The sequence below is a fragment of the Streptococcus cristatus genome (genome assembly GCF_003943505.1).
Classification (GTDB): domain Bacteria; phylum Bacillota; class Bacilli; order Lactobacillales; family Streptococcaceae; genus Streptococcus; species Streptococcus cristatus_E.
In genome coordinates this window covers 1-19,856 of the sequence record NZ_RJPS01000016.1, presented here as the reverse complement: position 1 = coordinate 19,856, position 19,856 = coordinate 1, and the positions used below count along the sequence as shown (strand labels likewise).

The 19,856-nt window shown below is 43.8% G+C and carries 13 protein-coding genes and 1 other RNA gene; 12 read left to right on the top strand and 2 right to left on the bottom strand.

Annotated features, from left to right (window positions below; genetic code table 11):
• From alr to pepC, 6 genes are all read left to right on the top strand, one after another.
• The coding region (gene alr, locus D8792_RS10495) for an alanine racemase (RefSeq protein ID WP_125373980.1) at positions 1-1,101 on the top strand (1,101 nt) is incomplete at its 5' end.
• A complete protein-coding gene (recG, locus tag D8792_RS10490) occupies positions 1,091-3,148 on the top strand; it encodes an ATP-dependent DNA helicase RecG (RefSeq protein WP_260470299.1) in 2,058 nt (685 codons plus the stop codon). The genes alr and recG, both read left to right, overlap by 11 nt.
• Positions 3,149-3,462: 314 nt before the next feature.
• Positions 3,463-4,923, top strand: a complete 1,461-nt coding sequence (locus tag D8792_RS10480) for a nicotinate phosphoribosyltransferase (protein WP_125373977.1) — start codon at positions 3,463-3,465, stop codon at positions 4,921-4,923.
• Positions 4,920-5,744, top strand: coding sequence for an NAD(+) synthase (gene nadE, locus D8792_RS10475; protein WP_125373976.1), 825 nt, complete (start codon positions 4,920-4,922; stop codon positions 5,742-5,744). Before D8792_RS10480 ends, nadE begins: the two co-directional genes overlap by 4 nt.
• Before the next feature lie 47 nt (positions 5,745-5,791).
• Positions 5,792-6,355 carry a GNAT family N-acetyltransferase gene (locus D8792_RS10470; protein ID WP_125373975.1) on the top strand — a complete coding sequence of 188 codons (564 nt, stop codon included), beginning with the start codon at positions 5,792-5,794 and terminating at the stop codon, positions 6,353-6,355.
• A gap of 73 nt (positions 6,356-6,428) precedes the next feature.
• Positions 6,429-7,775 carry an aminopeptidase C gene (gene pepC, locus D8792_RS10465; RefSeq protein ID WP_125373974.1) on the top strand — a complete coding sequence of 449 codons (1,347 nt, stop codon included), beginning with the start codon at positions 6,429-6,431 and terminating at the stop codon, positions 7,773-7,775.
• 80 nt (positions 7,776-7,855) lie between these two features.
• Here pepC and pbp1a read toward each other — a convergent pair whose 3' ends face one another.
• Positions 7,856-10,012, bottom strand: a complete 2,157-nt coding sequence (pbp1a, locus tag D8792_RS10460; protein WP_125373973.1) for a penicillin-binding protein PBP1A — start codon at positions 10,010-10,012, stop codon at positions 7,856-7,858.
• A complete protein-coding gene (gene recU, locus D8792_RS10455; protein WP_125373972.1) occupies positions 10,005-10,610 on the bottom strand; it encodes a Holliday junction resolvase RecU in 606 nt (201 codons plus the stop codon). Before recU ends, pbp1a begins: the two co-directional genes overlap by 8 nt.
• 67 nt (positions 10,611-10,677) lie before the next feature.
• On the opposite strand from recU, the gene D8792_RS10450 reads away from it, so the two are divergent.
• From D8792_RS10450 to D8792_RS11485, 6 genes are all read left to right on the top strand, one after another.
• Positions 10,678-11,205 carry an SLOG family protein gene (locus tag D8792_RS10450; RefSeq protein WP_125373971.1) on the top strand — a complete coding sequence of 176 codons (528 nt, stop codon included), beginning with the start codon at positions 10,678-10,680 and terminating at the stop codon, positions 11,203-11,205.
• 71 nt (positions 11,206-11,276) lie between these two features.
• Entirely contained in the window at positions 11,277-11,621 is a 345-nt protein-coding gene (gpsB, locus tag D8792_RS10445; protein WP_125373970.1) for a cell division regulator GpsB, read from the top strand.
• Positions 11,622-11,635: 14 nt separating this feature from the next.
• Positions 11,636-12,003, top strand: an RNA gene (gene rnpB / locus D8792_RS10440) — RNase P RNA component class B.
• Positions 12,004-12,201: 198 nt separating this feature from the next.
• A complete protein-coding gene (locus D8792_RS10435) occupies positions 12,202-13,356 on the top strand; it encodes a THUMP domain-containing class I SAM-dependent RNA methyltransferase (RefSeq protein WP_125373969.1) in 1,155 nt (384 codons plus the stop codon).
• A 12-nt stretch (positions 13,357-13,368) separates the two neighbouring features.
• The gene (locus D8792_RS10430; RefSeq protein WP_125373968.1) at positions 13,369-14,832 is read left to right on the top strand and encodes a cell division site-positioning protein MapZ family protein; all 1,464 of its coding nucleotides are present in this window, start codon (positions 13,369-13,371) and stop codon (positions 14,830-14,832) included.
• A 344-nt stretch (positions 14,833-15,176) separates the two neighbouring features.
• On the top strand, positions 15,177-19,856 hold a 4,680-nt coding region (locus D8792_RS11485; RefSeq protein WP_185758448.1), incomplete at its 3' end, for a MiiA motif-containing surface protein.

Genomic DNA, 19,856 nt, shown 5'->3' with positions numbered 1-19,856 from the left:
GCTAGTCTACATAGACCCACTAAAGCAGTCATAGATCTGTCTGCTATTGCATTTAATATTGAGCAAATTGCGGCTCATATTCCTCGGTCGGTCCAGAAGTGGGCAGTAGTAAAGGCCAATGCTTATGGACATGGTGCGGTTCCTGTCTCTCAACACGTTCAGGCCCTTGTAGACGGTTTTTGCGTATCTAATATTGACGAAGCTCTCGAACTACGAGAAGCTGGCATTGCTAAATCCATTCTTATTTTGGGTGTTTCTTCATTGGAAGCTGTGCCTTTAGCGATCCAGCAGCAGATTACCTTGACGGTAGCCAGCCTAGTTTGGCTAGAGGAACTCTTGAGCCAGCAGGCTAATCTGACGGGCTTGACCGTCCATATCAAGATTGATTCTGGCATGGGACGCATTGGCTTCCGTGATAGTCAAGAAGCCCAGCAAGCAATTAGCCGCCTGCAAGCAGCAGGAGCTGTGGTAGAAGGAATTTTCACTCATTTTGCAACAGCTGACGAATTAGATACAAGTCATTTTGTAGCCCAATTAAGTCGCTTTAAAGAGATTTTGAATGAGTTAGCTTTCTTGCCGCCGATTGTGCATGCTAGCAACTCTGCTACAACTCTTTGGCACAGTGAAACGATTATGAATGCTGTTCGGCTGGGCGATATTATTTACGGGCTGAATCCTAGTGGACGAGTGCTGGACTTGCCTTATGAGGTCAAACCAGCTTTGAGTTTAGAATCTGCTCTGGTTCACGTCAAAGAAATTCAAGCGGGTGCCCATGTCGGCTATGGGGCGACCTATACCAGTGATAGCCAGCAAATCATTGGAACCATTCCTATGGGATATGCTGATGGCTGGACCCGGGATATGCAGAGCTTCGATGTCTTGATCGATGGTCAGCGCTGTCCAATTGTCGGTCGTGTTTCCATGGATCAGATCACGGTGCGTCTGCCTCGAGTCTACCCTTTGGGAACGCAGGTGGTCTTGATTGGCCAGAGTGGAGCTGAGCTTATCACAGCAACGGATGTGGCAGAAAAGCGTGGCACGATTAACTATGAAGTGGTCTGCTTAATCAGCGATAGGGTACCGAGAGAGTATAAAAAATAAAAGACAATTAAGAAGAAGGAAAGGAGACAGGATGAATCTGCATCAGGCTTTGACGGCCCTGACAGGAGTGGGGCCAAAATCGGCTGAAAAATTTAAAAAACTAGGCCTTGAGAGCTTGCAGGATCTCCTGCTCTATTTTCCTTTTCGCTATGAGGATTTTAAGAGCAAGAATGTCCTCGACTTGGAAGATGGAGAAAAGGCAGTTATTTCTGGGATCGTCGCGACTCCAGCTAATGTCCAGTACTATGGATACAAGCGCAATCGCCTGCGTTTTACGATCAAGCAGGGAGAAGTCGCGATTGCAGTCAATTTTTTCAACCAGCCTTATCTGGCAGATAAGATTGAGCTGGGAGCGACGGTGGCTATTTTTGGTAAATGGGATAAGGCCAAGGCCAGTCTGACGGGGATGAAGGTTTTAGCTCAGGTCGAAGACGACTTGCAGCCTGTTTATCGAGTTGCCCAAGGAATCAGTCAGGCCAGTCTAGTCAAGCTGATTAAGGTGGCCTTTGACCAAGGTCTAGATCAGTTGTTAGAGGAAAATCTTCCCCCTATCCTTCTGGAGCGCTACCAGCTTTTGGGGCGCACTCAAGCCGTGCGTGCCATGCACTTTCCCAAAGATTTGGCGGAATATAAGCAGGCCCTGCGTCGAGTCAAGTTTGAAGAGCTTTTTTACTTTCAGATGCAGCTGCAGGTTCTGAAGCATGAGACCAAGGATGTCAGCCAGGGACTCGCTATCCCTTGGCAGGAAAAAATGCTGGCTCAAAAGAAGGCTGCATTACCCTTTTCTCTGACGGAAGCCCAAGAACGGAGTCTGGAAGAAATACTCAGTGATTTGCAATCGCTTGTTCACATGAATCGCCTCTTGCAGGGAGATGTTGGTAGTGGTAAGACTGTTGTGGCTGGCTTGGCCATGTATGCTGCTTATACGGCAGGCTATCAGTCGGCTTTGATGGTGCCGACAGAAATCTTGGCTGAGCAGCATCTGGACAGCCTGAATCAGCTCTTTCCTGAGCTGAATTTAGCCCTCCTAACTGGTGGTATGAAAGCCGCTGAACGCAGAGAGACTTTAGCTGCCATAGAGTCAGGGCAAGTAGATATGGTGGTCGGCACCCATGCCTTGATTCAGGAAGGGGTAGTCTATCATCGACTGGGCCTAGTCATTATTGATGAGCAGCATCGTTTTGGGGTGGACCAGCGTCGGATTTTGCGGGAAAAAGGGAATAATCCAGACGTCCTCATGATGACAGCCACACCGATTCCTCGAACGCTTGCTATTACCGCTTTTGGTGATATGGATGTCTCTATTATCGACCAGATGCCGGCTGGCCGCAAGCCCATCATTACCCGCTGGGTTAAGCATGAACAGTTAGAAGTGGTCTTGGACTGGATGAAAAAAGAGCTGGCCAAGGGCGCCCAAGTCTACTTTATTTCTCCCTTGATTGAGGAATCCGAGGCCTTGGACTTGAAAAACGCGATTGCGCTAGAGGAAGAGCTCAAGACCTACTTTGCCAATCAGGCTCAGGTGGCTCTCCTTCACGGCCGCATGAAAAATGACGAAAAAGAAGCTATAATGCAGGACTTCAAGGACGGGAAAACGGATATTTTAGTGTCAACTACAGTTATTGAAGTCGGCGTCAATGTTCCGAATGCGACCATCATGGTTATCATGGATGCTGACCGCTTCGGGCTCAGCCAGCTTCATCAGCTGCGGGGCCGAGTGGGACGGGGAAATAAGCAGTCTTATGCCGTTCTGGTTGCCAATCCCAAGACGGAGTCTGGGAAGAAACGGATGAAAATCATGACTGAGACGACAGATGGCTTTGTTCTGGCTGAGGAAGACCTCAAGATGCGTGGCTCTGGTGAAATTTTTGGGACCCGTCAGTCTGGTATTCCAGAGTTTCAGGTAGCGGACATCGTGGAGGATTATCCCATTTTGGAAGAAGCGCGCAAGGTAGCCAGTCAAATCGTTGCCAATCCTAGCTGGCGGCAGGATGCCAATTGGCACCTGGTATCCCTGCATCTTGAAAAACGCGATTTTCTGGATTAGCCAGATAAAGTTTGGATTTATTGGTTTAAGCTTTCTGCAAGAAAATTCTAAGCCTTCCTTAAGCTTTGAGGCCTATAATAAAAGCATCAAAAGAAACGAGGTGGCAAAAATGAAAGTAGCAGTTAAAGTAACCTATAAAAAAGAATTTAAACAGATGCGCCGCGTGAACAAGACTTATGGAATCTAATATTTCCAAGTGAAAGATAGAAGAAGATACCTTCGGAAGAAATTCTGGAGGTATTTTGCTATTGAATCAAGGCTTTCTTGCAATTTATGTTATAATATAGAATAACTATGATAAAAGGAGCTCAATTATGTTTCCAGATGACAGTTTGACTTTACATACAGACTTATACCAAATCAATATGATGCAGGTTTATTTCAACGAAGGTATCCATAATAAGCGTGCTGTTTTTGAAGTCTATTTTCGCAAGAATCCTTTTAATAATGGCTATGCCGTTTTTGCGGGCTTAGAGAGGATTGTGGCTTATCTGAATGATTTGACATTCAGTCAGACAGATTTGAACTATTTAGCGTCCTTGGGCTATAACGGAGCTTTCTTAGAGTATTTACGTGATTTCAAGATGCAGCTGACCGTGCGTTCTGCTAAAGAAGGAGATTTGGTTTTTGCCAATGAACCGATTGTTCAGGTCGAAGGGCCGCTGGCTCAATGTCAGTTGGTAGAAACTGCGATTTTAAATATCGTGAATTTCCAAACCTTGATTGCGACCAAGGCAGCTCGTATCCGCTCTGTGATCGAAGATGAGCCGTTGATGGAGTTTGGTACCCGTCGTGCTCAGGAAATGGATGCGGCGATTTGGGGTACACGGGCGGCCGTTATCGGTGGAGCAAATGGTACCAGCAATGTTCGGGCAGGCAAGCTTTTTGATATTCCCGTTCTGGGGACGCATGCCCATGCACTTGTGCAGGTTTATGGCAATGATTACGAGGCTTTCAAGGCTTATGCGAGCACTCATCGGGACTGTGTGTTCTTGGTAGACACCTACGATACCCTTCGGATCGGGGTTCCTACGGCCATCCGTGTAGCGCGTGAATTTGGGGATAAAATCAATTTCTTGGGTGTACGGATTGATTCTGGAGACCTAGCCTATATTTCCAAAAAAGTTCGCCAGCAGTTAGATGAAGCGGGCTTCCCAAATGCTAAAATCTACGCTTCCAATGATTTGGATGAAAATACTATTCTCAACTTGAAAATGCAAAAGGCTAAGATAGATGTCTGGGGCGTGGGAACCAAGCTGATTACCGCTTACGATCAGCCAGCTCTGGGCGCGGTTTACAAGATTGTAGCGATTGAAGATGAGAATGGGCACTTGCGCAATACCATCAAGCTGTCTAACAATGCTGAAAAGGTTTCGACTCCGGGCAAGAAGCAGGTTTGGCGGATTACCAGCCGTGAAAAAGGCAAGTCTGAGGGCGACTACATCACTTATGATGGTGTAGATGTCACCCATCTGGCAGAGCTGGAAATGTTCCATCCGACTTATACTTATATTAACAAAACAGTCAAGAATTTCGATGCGGTGCCACTCTTGGTGGATATTTATAAAGAAGGCCAGCTCGTTTACGATTTGCCGAGTCTGTCTGAGATTCAGGACTATGCCCGCCAAGAATTTGACAAACTCTGGGACGAGTACAAACGGGTCCTCAATCCACAAGATTATCCTGTCGATTTGGCGCGTGATATTTGGCAGGATAAGATGGATTTGATTGACCAGATGCGCAAGAAAGCCTACCAGACAGGAGCAGAAAAATGAGCCTACAAGAAGAAATCATCGTTCAACTGGGCGTCAAGCCCATCATTGACCCAGAGGAAGAAATCCGCAAGACGGTGGACTTTCTCAAGGCCTATCTGAGAAAGCATCCTTTTTTGAAAAGCTATATTCTGGGCATTTCTGGTGGTCAAGACTCAACCTTGGCTGGTCGTTTAGCCCAGCTAGCCGTAGAAGAAATGCGGGCAGAGACAGGAGATGAGAGCTATCGTTTTATCGCTGTCCGCCTGCCTTACGGCATTCAAGCGGATGAGGACGATGCCCAAAAGGCTCTGGCTTTCATCCAGCCTGACCTCAGTCTGACAGTCAATATCAAGGAATCCGCTGATGCCATGACAGCTGCTGTGGAGGCAACAGGTGCCAAAGTCTCTGACTTTAACAAGGGCAATATTAAGGCCCGCAGCCGCATGATTGCCCAGTATGCTTTGGCTGGTTCATATAGCGGAGCTGTCATTGGGACCGACCATGCAGCAGAAAATGTTACAGCCTTTTTCACCAAGTTCGGAGATGGCGGAGCAGATATTGTGCCCCTTTATCGTCTCAATAAACGCCAAGGTAAACAGCTTTTGATTGCTTTGGGTGCCGATCCAGCTCTTTATGAGAAGGTTCCGACGGCTGATTTGGAAGAAGAAAAACCTGGGATTGCGGATGAAGTTGCTCTGGGCGTGACTTACAATGAAATTGATGATTATCTCGAAGGCAAGTCCGTTTCAGCCCAAGCCCAAGAAACGATCGAGTCTTGGTGGCACAAAGGTCAGCACAAACGCCATTTGCCAATTACAATTTTTGATGAATTTTGGAAGTGAAAATCTCGATCGAAACTTTTTAGTCTGAGCCAAGAAATGAGGAAGTTATGGAAAAGACAGGTACACAGTCTATTGAAACCAAACGCCTTTTGCTAAGACCTTTTCTGGAATCGGATGCTCAAGCTATGTATGACAATTGGGCTTCTCGTCCGGATAATTTGCTGCATGTGACTTGGGATGCTCATGAGAGTCCTGATGTTACCCAACAGTCTATTGCTCGCTGGGTTGAGAATTATCAAAACATGGATTTTTACAAGTGGGCCATCTGTCTGAAGGAAAAACCTGAACAAGTGATTGGTGATATTAGTGTGGTAGATAGAGATGAAGCAGTCAATGCTTGCGAGGTCGGTTATATTTTAAGTAAAGACTATTGGGGGCAAGGGCTGATGACAGAAGCTTTGAAAGCTGTTCTAAACTATCTCTTGCAAGATGCAGGATTCAATCGTGTCACAGCAAGATTTGTAACAGCCAATCCAGCTTCGGGGCGTGTTATGACTAAAGCTGGCATGAGCTACGAAGGTACTTTCCGTCAGGCTATATTTCATAAAGGACAAGTCAGAGATTTTTCCGTCTATGGGATCCTAAAATCAGATTTAAAAAGAAAAAGTTAGGCTTGCCTAACTTTTTTACTTGCGCTCTTTTTTTAAAGTTCTATAATAGATGTATAATGACAAGGAGGATTCTATGAATTCATTAAAACAAGATTTTACAGATAAGTTGTATGCTGCTTATGAGGCCAATCCCAAGTATGCGGCAATGGAAAATGCTATTAGCCACAATGGTCTTTTGACTTCTTTAGAAAAACGGACTGCTGCTGTAGAAAATGCACCTGTTTTCTCACTGGATCTCACCAAAGACAAGGTCAGCGACCAGAAGGCTTCTGGCCGCTGCTGGATGTTTGCAGCCCTCAATACCTTCCGCCACAAGATGATTGCTGGCTTTCAGTTGGAGGACTTTGAACTGTCTCAAGCTCATACCTTCTTTTGGGATAAGTATGAAAAATCCAACTGGTTCTTAGAGCAAGTTTTGGCAACGGCTGACCAAGAATTGACTAGCCGCAAGGTTAAGTTTCTCCTAGATACGCCTCAGCAGGATGGCGGTCAGTGGGATATGGTAGTAGCGCTTTTTGAGAAATACGGCGTTGTGCCTAAGTCAGTCTATCCAGAGTCCATTTCTTCCAGCAATAGCCGAGAGCTCAATCAGTTGCTCAATAAACTCCTACGTCAGGATGCGCAAATCTTGCGCGAACTGGCCCTGAGTGGTGCAGATGAAGCTAGTCTACAAGCCAAGAAAGAAGCTTTGTTGCAGGAAATTTTCAACTTCCTAGCAATGTCGCTGGGCTTACCTCCTCGGAAGTTTGACTTTGCTTATCGGGACAAGGACGGCAACTACCATAGGGAAGCTGATTTGACTCCGCAGGCCTTTTACCAAAAATATGTAGACCTCAAGCTAGATGACTATGTGTCTATCATCAATGCGCCAACTGCTGATAAACCTTATGGCAAGTCTTACACGGTCGAAATGTTGGGCAATGTAGTCGGCAGTAAACCTGTTCGCTATTTGAATGTAGAAATGAAACGTCTCAAGGAATTGGCTATTGCACAGATGCAGGCTGGTGAGACCGTTTGGTTTGGCTCTGATGTGGGTCAATCCAGCAATCGCAAGGCTGGTATCATGGAAGCAGGTATGCATGATTTAACCTCTAGCATGGATATCCAATTGACCCAAGATAAAGCAGGTCGTCTTGATTACAGCGAAAGCCTCATGACCCATGCCATGGTACTGGCTGGAGTGGACTTGGATGAAAAGGGTCAAGCTAAAAAATGGAAAGTAGAAAATTCTTGGGGCGAAAAGGTTGGTGATAAGGGATACTTTGTCGCTAGCGACGCTTGGATGGATGAGTACACTTACCAAATCGTAGTCAGAAAAGAATTATTGACTCCAGAAGAGTTGGCAGCCTACAATGCTGATCCAATTGTCCTAGCACCATGGGATCCAATGGGAGCTCTTGCTAATGGCGAAATAATTTGATAGGATGAGCAATTGCAGAAAGCTATTGATTTATTTAAACATAAAAAAGATTGGATTTCTAAAATCCAATCTTTTTTAGTTTAACGATGTTCAGTTCCTTGGTTAGAACTAGTTGAGCTGCTGGTTGTTCCAGAACTTGTTGAACTTGTTTGGGAACTAGAGTTGGTACTACTATGTTCTTCGCTAGATTCGCTCGTACTTTGACTTGAAGATTCTGAGCTTGACTCAGAAGTGGAGCTTGAAGATGATTGGGTATAAGCGCGGCTGTAAGTAGAAGTACCATTGAGATAGAGATAGGATCCGCTACGGAAAAGTCCGCTTGGTGGTGTCCAGTCTTCATTGCTATAGCCTGTCAGATAGAGCATCATAGAGCGGTAAACATCGGTTGCTACCTTAACTCCATCATCTAAAACAGGAGTGAGGCGATTTGAGTAACCAGTCCAAACAGCCATAGAGTATTGTGGAGTGTAGCCAACAAAAAGTTCGTCTGGTGTGACAATACTAGAACTGTAGTAAGGTTTTGTCAACTTTTCTAGCTCATCATCTGCATAGTTGGAAGTACCAGTTTTACCTGCTTGATAAACTCCTGGAATTGCAGCATTGGTACCAGTTCCAGACTGAAGAACTGTCTTCATCATGTCTGTCATCATGTAGGCTGTCGTCTCTTTCATAGCTTTTGATCCGCCATTTGAAAAGACTTTTTCTGTTCCATCGCTAAAGACAACTCGATTGACATATTGTGGTTTGTAATAAGTTCCACCATTAGCAAATGCAGCGTAAGCCGCAGCCATTTTTTCACTACTTGCTCCATATTGATTGCCAGCCTTGCTTGTATTACTTGAAATGGCATTAGAATAGTGCATTTCAGGATAATTGATGCCAATACCGTTGAGGAATTTCAAGGAATTATCCAATCCGACTTCTTCTAACGATTTGACGGCTGGGACGTTACGAGATTCTTGGATCGCATATTGGATGGTAATCCAGCCAAAATAGCGTTTATCCCAGTTATAGACTGGAGTAGATGTTCCAGGGAAATAGTAAGGAGCATCTTGGATTGAGGCAGCAGTGGAAGTGAAAACATTGTATTCCAATGCTGGGGCATAATCGGTAATTGGTTTCATGGTAGAACCCCAGTCGCGATTTGTTTCGACTGCTTGGTTGGTACCAAAAGAAACATTGGAAGACTGATGGCGAGCACCCAGTTGGGCAATGACTTTCCCGTTGGTAACATCCATAACGGTTGATGCCACTTGCAGTTCATCATCTGGATAAGCAACATATTCTTCCGTGTTGTAAATATCCCACAATTTTTTCTGTGCTTCGGTATTAACGTTGGTATAAACTTCCATACCAGTCGTAAGGACATTGTAGCCAGTTTCTTCTTCGACTTGCTCAATAACTTCTTTTAAGTAGTTATCCATATAGGCAGGATAGCTAGCTGAATTTTTCAAGCTCTGTAAGCCGTCGGTCACTGGTGTATTGATAGCTTGTTCGTATTGTTCTGGTGAGATGTACTTGAGTTCATACATTTCAGATAGTACGAGATTACGACGCTGAGTGGCAGCTTCTGGATTTGTGTAAGGATCATATTGGTTAGGAGCCTGAGGCATTCCTGCAAGCAGGGCAATCTGAGGAAGGGTCAAATCTTTCAAATCTTTGCCATAGTAACTTTGGGAAGCTGTTTGCATCCCGTAATTTCCATTGGACATATAGACTTTATTGACATAGTAGGTCAGGATTTCTTGCTTGGTAGCCTTTCGCTCAAGTTGAGTTGCCAGCCATGCTTCTTGGATTTTCCGAGAAAGAGTAGCATCTGCTGAGGAAGTAGAGAAATAAGTCAGCTTGATCAACTGCTGGGTTAAGGTAGATCCCCCTTGACGTCCGCCTCCTCGAAGATTGCTCAGGAAGGCTCCGCCTATCCGAATAAAATCAACCCCACGGTGATTAAAGAAGCGGTGGTCCTCAATCGCAACGATGGCATCTACTAGCTGTGTAGGGATCTGGTCTGTTGACGCATTGACCCGCTTTTCAGAACCGAGGTCCGCAATCAGATTGTTATCGCTATCGTAAATCTTACTTGAAGTTGTTGCGACAAGATCCTTCTCAGAAAGGGTAGGAGACTTGGCGACATAGTATGTGAAGACCAGAACGCCACTCACAACTCCAATGATAAAGAGAGATAAGAAGGCACTTGCAAGATATTTTAAGGCCTGCAAAAGGGTTTGTTTATTCATTTGTGATACCACCTAGTAGTTTTTGTTCGATAATTTCAAGGTAAGGGATGCTTGGAAATTGCTTTGTTTCGATTAAAAATCCATGTTCTTGAATGTAAGATAAAGGGAGGGATTTTCCGCCTTTATCCATCTTATAAAATGTAATCAAATAAGATGCTGGAAGTAGATAGGTCTCCCGCAAGCTAGAGAAGTGCAGTAAGACAAAGCAGATTCCTTTTTGCTGAAGGACTGCCTCCATATGTTCAATCTGGTGTAGATGGAAATTTTTTAGAGGCATGGCTGTTTTTTGCCGTGTTTCCTTGGCTTCAAAGTCAATATAATGTCCCTTAAAGACACCAGAATAATCGGTCGTGGATGCCTGTCGGAAATAGGCTTCCACAATCTTTGCACGACTGCGTTGAGGATAGTCCACTTTGACAATCTGAACGGGTGTTGGCTTCTTATGGATGACAGCGAGTCCCCTACTCAAGTAGTAGTTGTTGGATTCGTTGATCATCTTCTCAAAAGACATCCCACGATTGGCAAAGTTAACAGCCGTCTTTGAACTTGGATGGGCTAATTTACTTTTTATTTTTAGCTTGTGAGGGTAGTTGACCATAAAACTCCTTATTGGTACAATAACATCACTCTATTATATCATAAAAATATTTTTTGAGGGAGAATAAATGACAAGTCTATTAATTGTAGGTTACAAGGCTTTTGAACTTGGCATTATGAATGAAAAAGACATGCGGATCAAGATCATCAAAGAGGCGGTCAGACGGGATTTACAGCGCTTGCTGGATGAAGGATTGGAGTGGCTCATCTTTACGGGAAATCTAGGTTTTGAAACTTGGGTTTTAGAAGTCGCTCGGGAATTAAGAAAAGATTATAATTTTAAGCTTGCTACGATTTTTCTTTTTGAAGACCAGGGAAAGAATTGGAACGAAGAAAATCAGGCCAAACTAGCGAATTTTAAACAAGTAGATTTCGTTAAATATGCCTATCCTAGCTATCAAAGTCCGAGTCAGTTTCGCGAATATAACCAATTTCTGCTTCAAAATACAGATGGAGCTTATCTATTTTACGATGAGGAAAATGAGACCAATCTTAAGTATCTTTACAGAGAGATGAAAAATCAAGGACAGTATTTTATCAAAAAATTAACATTTGATGACCTGAATGAGGTTGCAGAAATTTTTTCGGAAAAGTAGGGTATAAATCTTGCTTTTTATAGGTGCTTTCGTATATAATTGGATATGATAAACTAGATTGGAGCGAGAGCATGGCGAGTATTATTTATACAGCAAAAGATATTTTTGATCAAGATTTTAAGCGCGAAGTGCGAGGATATAGCAAAGCTGAAGTGGATGAATTTTTGGATAATGTGATCAAGGATTATGAAACTTATGCAGCTTTGGTAAAGGAGTTGCGTGAGGAGATTATTATTCTCAAAGAACAAGTATCGAATCAAGCAACTGCTACTCCTTCAACGCCTAGTCAGCCAGCTCAACCAACAATTGAGATGCCACAGATGGGAACAGCGACTAACTTCGATATTTTGAAACGTTTAAGCCGTTTGGAAAAGGAAGTTTTTGGCAAGCAAATTCTGGACAACGAAGAGCAATAATGTTGCAGAGTGCAATTTTTGGATAATCGCGTGAAGATTTGATATTTTCATGAGGAAAGTCCATGCTAGCACCGGCTGTGATGCTGGTAGTGTTTGTGCTAGGCGAAACAATAAGCCTAGGGACGGAGCAATCCGTTACGGCGACTGAAAAGGCTAAGTCTTTAGATAGGTCTGAATAGGTCTGAAAGTGCCACAGTGACGTAGTTCTTCTGGAAACAGAAGAAGTGGAACGCGGTAAACCCCTCAAGCTAGCAACCCAAACTTTGGTCGGGGCACGGAATGCGTGGAAACGAACATAGCATTCTGACTGGAAACAGTAGACAGATGATTATCGAAGGAGATGGTACCTAGTCATTTCTGGAACAAAACATGGCTTATAGAAAATTGCACATAGGTTAGCTAGCATATGCTAGCTTTTTGATTAAGATATAGAGTCCCTTAGACAGAAAATTGCTGCAAGGGACAAAATAGGAAAGCAAGGTTTTTCTCAAAANGAGGAGCCAAGNAAGAACATTCTNCTTTCTAGCTGAGGCTAGTTTTTAACGGCGTGGCCAAGCGGATAGTGATAGAGTAAGAAAGAATGAAAGAAANATTTAATTTAATTGCTACTGCAGCAGCAGGTCTAGAAGCTGTGGTTGGCCGTGAGATTCGGGATTTGGGTCTAGATTGTCAGGTTGAAAATGGCCGTGTTCGCTTTAGTGGCGATATTGCTACCATCATTCAAACCAATCTCTGGCTGCGCTCAGCAGATCGGATTAAGATTGTTGTGGGAATATTTCCAGCTAAAACATTTGAAGAGCTTTTTCAAGGTGTCTTTGCTTTGGACTGGGAAAATTATCTACCCTTAGGTGCCAAATTCCCCATTTCTAAAGCCAAATGCGTCAAGTCAAAACTTCATAATGAGCCCAGTGTTCAAGCCATTTCAAAAAAAGCAGTTGTAAAAAAACTGCAAAAGCATTATGCTCGTCCAGAAGGTGTCCCTTTGCAGGAAAATGGAGCAGAATTTAAGATTGAAGTTTCCATTTTGAAAGATTTAGTGACGGTCATGATTGATACTAGTGGCTCTAGCTTGTTCAAACGTGGCTATCGGACAGAAAAAGGCGGAGCGCCAATCAAAGAAAATATGGCAGCCGCGATTTTGCTTTTGTCAAATTGGTACCCAGACAAACCCTTGATTGACCCGACTTGCGGATCAGGAACCTTCTGTATCGAAGCGGCTATGATTGGGATGAAGATGGCCCCAGGTTTGCACCGATCCTTTGCTTTTGAAGACTGGAATTGGGTAGACAAGGACTTGGTGCGTCAGCTTCGGGCAGAAGCACTGGCTCAGATTGACCAAGACATCCAACTAGATATTTCAGGTTCTGACTTGGATGCTCGTCTGGTAGAGATTGCCAAGAAAAATGCGGAAGAAGCCGGCGTTGCTGACCAGATTCAATTTAAGCAAATGCGCCTGCAAGACCTTCATACGGACAAGATCAATGGCGTCATTATTTCCAATCCGCCTTATGGTGAGCGTTTGTTAGACGATGATGCGGTGACCAAGCTCTATCAAGAAATGGGAGAAACCTTTGCTCCCTTGAAGACATGGAGTAAATTTATCTTGACCAGCGATGAGGCCTTTGAAGCCAAATATGGCAGTCAGGCGGATAAAAAGCGAAAACTTTACAATGGTACTTTAAAAGTTGATTTATATCAATACTTTGGCCAAAGGGTCAAAAGACAACTAGATTAGAAAGGAAATGCTGTGAGCAAAGAAGAAAAGATGCCAACAGAGCAAGAATCAAAAGAAACCGTTCTGGACTTAGAAGATGCGAAAGAAATGACTGTCGGTCAGGCCGCTCGGAAAAACGAGGAAGTCGAAGCAGGTGTGACTGAAGGAGACAATATCCTTGATAAGTACATCAAGCAACACCGAGATGAAATCGAGGCTGGAAAATTTGAAACCCAAAAGCTGAGAATCATGGAAGAGCTGGCACAACAAAAAGAAGCTTTGATACAAGAGACCATCAAACAGCTTAAGAGTCAGTCTCAGGCGAAGGAAAATACTGCCAATGTGACCTCACCTTCGGCACAGCCAGTGAAAACAGAAGCTGCAACTTCGGAAAATGTAGAGGCTACAAAGGCTGCACAACCAGCGCTAACAGTTGCAGCTGAAGCACCAATCATCCCGGCAACAAAGCCGGTATCAAAGCCAGTTCCGACAGTATTTGAGGATGAGGACGATCCTGAGACAAAGCCTTTCTACAAGAAGAAAGCCTTCCTATACTCAGCCTTAGGTCTTGTAGCGCTTGCCGCTGGAACGACTTGGTATTTTCATCAAGGTCGGGGGAGCCACAAGTCGACAACTGGTTCCAGTTCGACAGTTTCTTCTAGCAAAAAGAAATCTGCAAGTTCTAGCGAAGCTAAGAAAGAGGCTGCTAAAGAATTTGAAGACCTTTATGCTAGCTTCTTTACGGATAGTAGTCAGACGGCTATCAAAAATGACAAATTTGGTGATTTGGACAAGTTGAAGGCTAAGTTGGATGTCTTGACTGGTAGCTCAGAATATACAGCTGCTAAGAAGAAATATGATGATCTTGTTAAGCAAATTTCAGCGATCCAAAGTGTCAATTCACAATTCAATACGGGGGCCGTTGTTGACGGTTTATTGAAGACGGATGCCCAAGTGAAAGAAAATGCCAATCTTCCAGATGTATCGACAGGCAATAACAAGTTGGATGAGGTCTTGAAGGCGGCTATTGCTCAAGGACGTAGTCAGCAGCTACCAGCACCAGCGCCTAGTCCGACAGTGGAACCGTCAGCGGCTTCTACGGCACCATCAGTCCCATCAACGCCGCCAGCTGTGACTCCAGCGCCTAGTGACCCTAGTGGTATTAGAAATGCAGAAACTGGTATCGGACTACCAAGTGCAGGAGTCAACCTCCAGCGTCACCTTAGCCGTGTACCCTACAATCAAGCAGCTATCGATGATGTGAACAATCCTGCTTGGACTTTCAATCCAGGTGTCTTGGAAACAATCCTCAAGGTGTCTCGCGAGCGTGGCTACATCACAGGAGATCAGTTTATCCTTGAAAAAGTTAACATTGTCAAGGGAAATGGCTACTACAATCTCTATAAACCAGATGGTACTTATCTGTTTAGTATGAACTGTAAAACAGGCTACTTTGTAGGTAATGGAGCTGGGTATGCAGAAGATTTGGATTATTAATCATCTTTCTCGCTAACTCATTCAAAATATATAAAAAAGTTAGACGGATCTGAGCCAAGTATCTCGGGTCAGCCGTCTAGCTTTTTTTGTATAAATAGTTACTTATTGTTAATTCCTATAATAATCTATAGTTTAAATCTCTAGGTTAATATAGATAGTTTAAAATAGCTTGATTTATCAAGCTTATTTTCAATAAAACAAGATTTCAATAGATTGAATTCTTGTCTTATTTTTGTTAAAATACTACTTGGTACATTAGGAAACCTAGCATAAAAATGTACAAAAGTGTCTATTGTTACGTTTAAACTATGGTATGCAATAAGCCAGCATCTTTGCTAATGGTCATGAGATTAACAAAAACTGGCATGTTGGAAAAGGAAAGGAAAAGGATGTTTCGAAGTAAGAAATATAACAAAGATTTCGAGATTATTGACGAAAAGAAGCGATATAAGCTCTATAAGTCTGGAAAAAATTGGGTAAAAGCTTCAAATTCTCAACTCGATCTCTTTCGTATCGGTGGAATGGGAGAAGTTGTCTCAAGCAGCTTGTCAGATACAGAAGAGCTTGATCACGATCATCTGAGCCTCAATACTCTTGCAGGTTTAGGAGGGATACTAGCTGCTGGAGCGGCAGGCTTGATGGTGACTCAGGAGCAGTCTGTCTATGCGGATGAAACATCTGAATATACAGACAAAGCTGTTATTTCAGCTGAAGTCAAGGACAATGAGGAAGCTGCAGAAGCAGGTACAAATTCGATCATTGCTCAAGCGCAAGCGGAAATGCGAAAAGCAAAAGCAGAACAAGCTTCTGAGTTGGCCTCTGTTTCAGTTGCTCAGTCAGCCAGCGCTTCTGTCTCTACAAGTGAGTCAGTCTCTATTAGTATCTCGACTAGCCAGTCTGTTAGTCAATCGCTCAGTCAATCAATTTCCGCTAGTAACTCAACTTCTATTAGCCGGTCTGTATCTGCTAGCAGTTCGGTCTTGACTAGCAAATCAGCGAGTACTGCGCCTGCTGTAAAAGTATCAGAGAGCAAAGCGCCCGCTAAGCTAGAAAGTGCTAACAATACAACTTCTCTAGAACAGGATAAAGTGCTAACTAGCGCGTCAGAAGCTGATGCTTCTGTCTCAGCTTCTAATTCTGTCTCACTGGATATCAGAGTCAATGTTGCTGATAGCTTTGTCTCATCTGGTGCGGGACAAAGTTTAGCTAGCGCTACTTTGAGCAATAGCCAAGCCCTAGCAACCAGCAATAACCTGGCCGCTGGTGTGCTAGCGGATAAGAACCAAGCCCAAGGCAAGGATGCGCTCAAACAAGCTGAGAAGAGTCAAACGGTAGATAAGACTGTAGCAACTTCACCAAAAGAGTCTGGTCAGGCCGGCTTCCGCAGTGCCAGTCAATCAACAAGTGGATCGAATGTTTCTGTAGTGTCAAGTTTGTCTATTGAACAGAGTGGATCGACGACAGCAATTGACCAGCAACCTTCTACTTCAAAAGAAGCAAAGAACCTTGAAATTGACTCAGCTGAATTAAAAATAACTGAAATTACTGGTAAGAATAGTGTTAGTGGAGTTCAATCAACTTCTGTCACAACTAGCTTAATTGAAGCTGCTGCGGTTGCAATAGCATCTTCAGAAGTCACTGCTAAACAACAAGAAGAAAACCGTAGGAAGTTGACCAATCTTTCAGCTGAAATAGGTGACTATCTAGCAAAAGCGGTTGATTTACCAAATACGGATTCAGCTCTTGCTAAGGCCAATGCTGCAGTAACAGAAATTGAAAAAGCCCTCGCTGATCCAACTAGTGATTTAACAACAGTAGTGCAAAAAGCTACTTCAGCGCGTAATTCGATTGTCAATGCTGTGTTGGCGGCTAATTCTGGTGTGCGTGATGCACGAAATGGGGCAGAAATTGCTAGAGGGGCACACTCACGTGCAGCCTCTAAACCACCTACGATTTCTATGCCATCCACTATCACAATTTATAATGATGAAGCAGTCAATAATTTTCAGATAAGGCTGAATGATGATCAAGGGATGGCTAAAATCACGCCCTCCCCATCCAATGCTATTATTACAGGTTTAAATGCACCGAACTATCCAACTAACAAGAAAGGGGTATTTGGAGATCTATATATCTATGATCAATCGGGGAGACAAATAGGTGCCCAAAGGTCATACACCATTGACATAATAGGGACAGTGGGTCGTGAAAACAGAACTTGGAAACCCTATAAGCCTGGTACCTATGTTCTGGAATATACAGTAACAGATATTCATGGTCAGACTGCGACAGCACGTACGAATTTCCATATTAAGGGATTTAATGAACGAAACAACCCAGTTAGTGGGGATACCGTTATTGTTAAGAATCCATCTTCTTTGACTGTAAGTGAACGCGATCAAGTACTTGAAAAATTTAAAGAAAAAAACCAGTCGCTTTTATCTGGTAGTGATTTTACGAAAGATGGCGTAACCGGAACGATTTCGGTAGCTGAAAATGGGAATATTACCATTACCTACCGTGATAATACTACAGCTGTTATCCCAGCTAATGTGGATGCTGTTCCAGTTCCAAGTGCGACGGTGACTCGTAATGGTCAAGCCCTGACCCCTGTAAATGGCAACTATATTGTGTACGCAGGAGATGATATTCAAATTAATTTCACTGCTACAGATAATAGCGGGCAATTATCAGAATTTAAGATCGTTTCAAATGCAGATGCAAATGGTTCGCCAATTAAAAATAATTTCTTTGAAGATAATAAATATGGGACGGGGACTGTAGAGCATTTAACGGGGAATATCACAGCGACTACTGCTAGTCCAGCCCGTATTACTGTAAGAGCTCATTTGAATGATAATCTAGAGTATGATAAAAATGGTAGAAATAGTTGGCAACGCAATGCAGTAGCAACGGATAAGGCTGGGAATAAAAATAGTGCAGGAAATGCTTCGCCAGGTAATGTCCGTATTGTGCAAGGTAGGCTGACAGATATTATGGAAGGGGTAGCACCGACTGAAACCTTCCAAGTAGAGAATGTTTCTCGATTAAATTCTCAAGAAAAAACACGTATATTAGCAGCCGTTGAAAAATTAAATAATAAGCAGGAAAAACGTATAGACTCTTTCACTATTAGTGATAATAGAACAGTTACCATTATCTATAAAGATAAGACTACGGATACGATTACTATAAAACTTTCTGACAGTGATTATAAGAGTAGAAGTGCTTCAACTAGTCTAAGTCAAAGACAGTCAACCAGTGCCTCAGCGAGTGCATCGGTAAGCGCCAGCACTTCAGCGTCCTTGAGCTTGAGTCGGTCAGTTTCATTGAGCAAGAGCGCTTCAACCTCATTGAGCGGCAGCCAGTCAGTTTCATTAAGTAAGAGCGCTTCAGCTTCGTTGAGTTTGAGTCGGTCAGTCTCATTGAGTAATAGTGCTTCAGCGTCATTAAGCTTGAGCCGCTCAACTTCGTTAAGCAAGAGTGCTTCAGCGTCCTTGAGCTTGAGCCGGTCAGTTTCATTGAGCAAGAGCGCTTCAACCTCATTGAGCGGCAGTCAGTCAGTTTCATTGAGTAAGAGTGCCTCCGCATCATTAAGCTTGAGCCAATCAGTTTCATTAAGTAAGAGCGCTTCAGCATCGTTGAGCGGTAGCCAATCCGTCTCACTAAGTAATAGTGCTTCAGCGTCACTGAGCTTGAGTCAATCTGTCTCATTGAGCAAGAGCGCTTCAACCTCATTGAGCGGTAGCCAATCCGTCTCATTAAGTAAGAGCGCCTCAACCTCATTGAGCGGTAGTCAATCGGTTTCACTGAGTAATAGTGCTTCAGCGTCACTGAGTCTGAGCCAATCAGTTTCATTAAGTAATAGCGCTTCAGCGTCATTGAGTGGTAGCCAATCCGTCTTATTAAGTAAGAGTGCTTCAGCATCACTGAGCTTGAGTCAGTCAGTTTCATTGAGTAAGAGTGCCTCAGCATCGTTGAGTGGTAGTCAATCTGTCTCACTAAGTAATAGTGCTTCAGCATCACTGAGCTTGAGTCAGTCTGTCTCAGCAAGTGAATCAGCTTCAACCTCATTGAGCGGTAGCCAATCCGTCTCATTAAGTAATAGTGCTTCAGCATCACTGAGCTTGAGTCAGTCAGTTTCATTGAGCAAGAGCGCTTCAGCTTCGTTGAGCTTGAGTCAGTCAGTTTCAGCAAGTGAATCAGCTTCAACCTCATTGAGCGGTAGCCAATCCGTCTCATTAAGTAAGAGTGCTTCAGCGTCACTGAGCTTGAGTCAGTCAGTTTCAGTAAGTGCAAGTGCCTCAACTTCATTGAGCGCAAGCCAGTCTGTCTCAGCAAGTGAATCAGCTTCAACCTCATTGAGCGGTAGCCAATCCGTCTCAGTGAGCAACAGTGCCTCAACTTCATTGAGCCTGAGTCAATCAGTCTCAACAAGCGCAAGTGCTTCAGCGTCAATGAGTTTGAGCCAGTCTGTCTCAGCAAGTGAATCAGCTTCAACCTCATTGAGCGGTAGCCAATCCATCTCAGTGAGCAACAGTGCCTCAACTTCATTGAGCACTAGCCAGTCAGTCTCAGTAAGTGCAAGTGCTTCAGCATCACTGAGCTTGAGTCAGTCAGTTTCATTGAGCAAGAGCGCTTCAGCTTCGTTGAGCTTGAGTCAGTCAGTTTCAGCAAGTGAATCAGCTTCAACCTCATTGAGTGGTAGCCAATCCGTCTCATTAAGTAAGAGTGCTTCAGCGTCACTGAGCTTGAGTCAGTCAGTTTCAGTAAGTGCAAGTGCTTCATCTTCGTTGAGCTTGAGTCAATCAGTTTCAACAAGCGCAAGTGCTTCAGCGTCACTGAGCTTGAGCCAGTCTGTCTCAGCAAGTGAATCAGCTTCAACCTCATTGAGCGGTAGTCAATCCGTCTCAGTGAGCAACAGTGCCTCAACGTCATTGAGCCTGAGTCAATCAGTCTCAGTAAGTGCAAGTGCTTCAGCGTCAATGAGCTTGAGCCAGTCAGTTTCAACAAGCGAGTCTGCT

Coding starts and splice junctions, on each gene's coding strand:
- D8792_RS10480 (WP_125373977.1), top strand. CDS start 3,463: ATGTTTCCAGATGACAGTTTGACTTTACATACAGACTTATACCAAATC.
- nadE (WP_125373976.1), top strand. CDS start 4,920: ATGAGCCTACAAGAAGAAATCATCGTTCAACTGGGCGTCAAGCCCATC.
- D8792_RS10470 (WP_125373975.1), top strand. CDS start 5,792: ATGGAAAAGACAGGTACACAGTCTATTGAAACCAAACGCCTTTTGCTA.
- pepC (WP_125373974.1), top strand. CDS start 6,429: ATGAATTCATTAAAACAAGATTTTACAGATAAGTTGTATGCTGCTTAT.
- pbp1a (WP_125373973.1), bottom strand. CDS start 10,012: ATGAATAAACAAACCCTTTTGCAGGCCTTAAAATATCTTGCAAGTGCC.
- recU (WP_125373972.1), bottom strand. CDS start 10,610: ATGGTCAACTACCCTCACAAGCTAAAAATAAAAAGTAAATTAGCCCAT.
- D8792_RS10450 (WP_125373971.1), top strand. CDS start 10,678: ATGACAAGTCTATTAATTGTAGGTTACAAGGCTTTTGAACTTGGCATT.
- gpsB (WP_125373970.1), top strand. CDS start 11,277: ATGGCGAGTATTATTTATACAGCAAAAGATATTTTTGATCAAGATTTT.